This is a genomic window from Tunicatimonas sp. (genome assembly GCF_049647865.1).
Lineage (GTDB): Bacteria > Bacteroidota > Bacteroidia > Cytophagales > Cyclobacteriaceae > Tunicatimonas.
In genome coordinates this window covers 1-2,813 of record NZ_JBARYM010000768.1, presented here as the reverse complement: position 1 = coordinate 2,813, position 2,813 = coordinate 1, and the positions used below count along the sequence as shown (strand labels likewise).

The following is a 2,813-nucleotide window of genomic DNA, read 5'->3' as shown; positions in this document are numbered from 1 at the left end:
ATTTCGCAAGCTAAGTGTGGAAGATAATATTATGGCGGTACTGGAAATGACTTCCGGTTTATCGAAAGCCGAACGCCACGACAAAGTAGATGCCCTGCTAGAGGAATTCAGCCTGACTCACGTCCGCAAAAATCTTGGAATGGTCCTGTCTGGCGGAGAACGTCGTCGTACCGAGATTGCCCGGGCATTAGCCGTAGATCCTAAGTTTGTGCTACTAGACGAGCCCTTCGCCGGGGTTGATCCTATTGCGGTAGAAGAGATTCAAGGTATTGTTGCTCAGTTGAAAAACAAAAATATTGGCATTCTAATTACTGACCATAACGTAAATGAAACACTCTCCATTACTGATCGGGCATATCTAATGTTTGAGGGGCGATTACTTAAAGCGGGCAGTGCCGAAGACCTAGCTAACGATGAGCAGGTAAGGAGAGTTTACCTAGGAAAACACTTTGAGCTAAAACGAAAAATTTGAGTGTATGGAGATTGTAAATTCCGTACTAACCTGGCTGATGAAAAAACGCATTCATCAGATTGAACTCTTTCTCAAGTATCCTCACGATGTTCAGCTTGATGTTTTCCATTATATTATAAAAACGGCTAAAGATACTACGTTTGGTAAGCAATACGGCTTCCAAGATATTTCTCAAGTACAGCAGTTTCAGGAGCGGGTGCCCATTGTAAATTACGAAAGCTTTTTTCCCTATATTGACCGCTTAATGCGTGGCGAGGAAAATGTGTTGTGGCCCGGAAAAATAAAATGGTTTGCCAAATCTTCGGGTACCACCAATGCTACCAGTAAATTTATCCCCGTTTCTCAGGAAGCATTGGACGACTGCCACTTCAAAGGTGGTAAGGATTTAGTTTCTATCTACGTTAATAATTACCCAGCTACCAAAATGTTTGTCGGAAAAACGTTGACCATCGGTGGTAGCCAGCAGATTAATCAGCTCGACCAAAATTCAGAATCGTACACCGGAGATGTTTCGGCGGTACTGATGAAGAATTTGCCACTTTGGGCTCAGTTTACCCGCACCCCCAGTATGGAAATTGCGCTGATGGATAATTGGGAAGAAAAAGTAGATAAGATTGCTCAATCAACGGTTAATGAGAACGTGACCGCTATGGCTGGGGTCCCTACCTGGACCATTGTAATCTTGCAGCGAATCTTAGAGCTAAAAAAAGCCCAGCACGTTCATGAAGTGTGGCCTAATTTGGAGGTTTTCTTTCATGGGGCAGTTTCTTTCACCCCCTACCGCGACTTATTCCAGAAGCTGATTCCTTCCGATAAAATGCACTACACCGAGACGTATAATGCTACCGAAGGATTTTTTGGTATTCAGGATCAGCGAGACTCCACCGAGATGCTGCTGATGCTGGACTACGGAATATTCTACGAGTTTATTCCCATGGATCAAATTGAGCAGGAGCACCCCCAAACCCTAACCATTGATCAGGTAGAAGTTGGAAAAAACTACGCTATCGTCATTAGTACCAACGCGGGGCTTTGGCGCTATAAAATTGGGGATACTATTCGCTTCACCTCTACCCTACCCTACCGCTTCCGCATTACTGGTCGCACCAAACACTTTATTAATGCCTTTGGGGAAGAACTGGTGATAGAAAATGCCGAACAAGCGTTAGCTGAAGCCTGCCGACGAAGTGGTGCCCTTATTGAAAACTTTACCGCCGCCCCCCAGTATATGGGCGAAAGCAACAAAGGTCGGCACGAATGGATTATTGAGTTCTCGCAACCTCCGGAATCTATCGATCAGTTCACCCAAGTTCTAGACAGAACGCTTCAAGAGCTGAACTCCGATTATCGCGCCAAACGAGAGAATTCGCTAGCGGTGGATGTTCCCTTAATTCACGCCGCTCCCTCTGGTACATTTTATCGCTGGTTGAAAAGCCGTGGAAAGCTGGGCGGACAAAACAAAGTGCCTCGCTTAGCCAACAATCGGGAGTATCTGGAAGATATTCTTTCCAATCATATGGATGGTGCTCGTACCAGATAGTTTATCGTTGAAATGAAAAGGCATCAGTTTAACGAATCCTCTCACAAGTTTAGGTATTCACTTCTGCTTTAGGGAGTCCCCCGGATTTGCTGATGCCGCTTGGGTCGTTTTAAAACCAATCGCACAAGGTGAACAGTGATTTTACCACCAACGGAATTATCATCACTAGAATCACCTACGCAAGTTTTCAAAAAACAATGAGATGTTCTCAATAACATTTGTTTACTACTGTCCAAAACCGGATAGTAAGTGTTCGCCGATGAACACTTTAGTACTAGTAAGATACTTCTAAATCTGCCCATACGGGCTACTATAGCTCATTCTAAATTTTGGCAAATCATTTGTTATACCGAAATAGAAGTAATCAATTTCCGACTTATGAGAAGAAGCGATCTGGGCGAATTCGAAGAAGTAGTGTTGCTCTCAGTAGCGGTGCTCACCCCGCAGGCCTACAGCGTAGGTATTGCCGAAGCCCTGGAAGAAGAAACCGGCAAAACGGTCACTACCGGTGCGGTTCATGCTGCTTTGCAACGACTAGAGAAGAAAGGCTTCGTTAACTCCCAAATGGGCGAAGCCACTCCCGAGCGAGGCGGACGTCGCAAACGCCTCTTCACGGTGACCGTAGCCGGTAGCCGAATGCTGCACGATGTGCGAGGCGTACGTAATCGCCTGTGGGACCGCATTGCTCCCCAAGCTTTACCAAAAATTAGTTTTACTTAAAAATGGCTAGTCAAGATCAGAAACTGCCAGTACCACCTCGCTGGGTAGATAAATTACTCGAGAGATTTTGTGCTCCCGAAC

The 2,813-nt window shown here is 45.4% G+C and carries 3 protein-coding genes; all 3 read left to right on the top strand.

Annotated features, from left to right (window positions below; translation table 11 throughout):
• Positions 1-472, top strand: a 472-nt coding sequence (locus tag WBA23_RS22405) for an LPS export ABC transporter ATP-binding protein (protein WP_424584509.1), incomplete at its 5' end; no start/stop codon positions are given.
• Between the two features lie 4 nt (positions 473-476).
• Positions 477-2,012 (top strand): GH3 auxin-responsive promoter family protein, encoded by a 1,536-nt coding sequence (locus WBA23_RS22400; protein ID WP_424584507.1) that lies wholly within the window; start codon positions 477-479, stop codon positions 2,010-2,012.
• Between the two features lie 378 nt (positions 2,013-2,390).
• Positions 2,391-2,732 (top strand): PadR family transcriptional regulator, encoded by a 342-nt coding sequence (locus WBA23_RS22395; RefSeq protein ID WP_424584506.1) that lies wholly within the window; start codon positions 2,391-2,393, stop codon positions 2,730-2,732.
• Positions 2,733-2,813 lie beyond the last annotated feature (81 nt).

Coding starts and splice junctions, on each gene's coding strand:
- WBA23_RS22395 (WP_424584506.1), top strand. CDS start 2,391: ATGAGAAGAAGCGATCTGGGCGAATTCGAAGAAGTAGTGTTGCTCTCA.
- WBA23_RS22400 (WP_424584507.1), top strand. CDS start 477: ATGGAGATTGTAAATTCCGTACTAACCTGGCTGATGAAAAAACGCATT.